The 517-nt window shown below is 59.0% G+C and carries 2 protein-coding genes; both read left to right on the top strand.

Translation table 11 applies throughout. The features are described 5' to 3' along the window. The first annotated feature begins 38 nt into the window (after positions 1-38). Positions 39-122 (top strand): SHOCT domain-containing protein, encoded by an 84-nt coding sequence (locus WFM69_RS19295; RefSeq protein WP_442928447.1) that lies wholly within the window; start codon positions 39-41, stop codon positions 120-122. 205 nt (positions 123-327) lie between these two features. Then, a partial coding sequence (locus WFM69_RS19290; RefSeq protein WP_337007456.1) for an AbgT family transporter occupies positions 328-517 on the top strand: 190 nt, incomplete at its 3' end.

Below are 517 nucleotides of genomic sequence, written 5' to 3'. Positions count from 1 at the left end.
CCGTCGCGGGCGCCGGTGCGGCGAGCCCCGCCGACGAGATCGCCAAGGCGCGGGCGCTGCTCGACGCCGGCACGATCGACCAGGCCGAGTACGACGCACTCAAGGCCAAGGCTCTGGCCTGAGCCACTACCAGATATGTTCAGGCAGCCGTTAACTGCTGTCGATGCCCTCGCCAAGCCTAGGTCCACTATTTTATCTAGCGTGGTTTCGCACAGAATCTCTCCCCAGAATAGGCTAGTCGTTGGTCTGATAGCTGCATTGGTTTGACTTAAGGAGTGGAATTCCAATGGTTACTTGCGATTTTCCACTTCTCTCGACGGTTCGACGATGACCAGGAAGACCGAGAAAACCCTCGACCAATTGCCCGCAGGTGGTAAGGGTTTCTTGAATTGGATCGAGAAGGTCGGCAACAAGGTGCCGGATCCGACGATCATGTTCGTCTATCTGATCGCCCTGATCGCCGTGCTCTCGGCGCTCCTGTCGTGGGCGGGGGTGTCGGTCACCGACGACGTCGTCG

This window comes from Microbacterium sp. LB12 (genome assembly GCF_037150835.1).
GTDB lineage: Bacteria > Actinomycetota > Actinomycetes > Actinomycetales > Microbacteriaceae > Microbacterium.
Note: the sequence above shows the minus strand (reverse complement) of the source record. Positions and strands in the feature narration are given on the sequence as shown.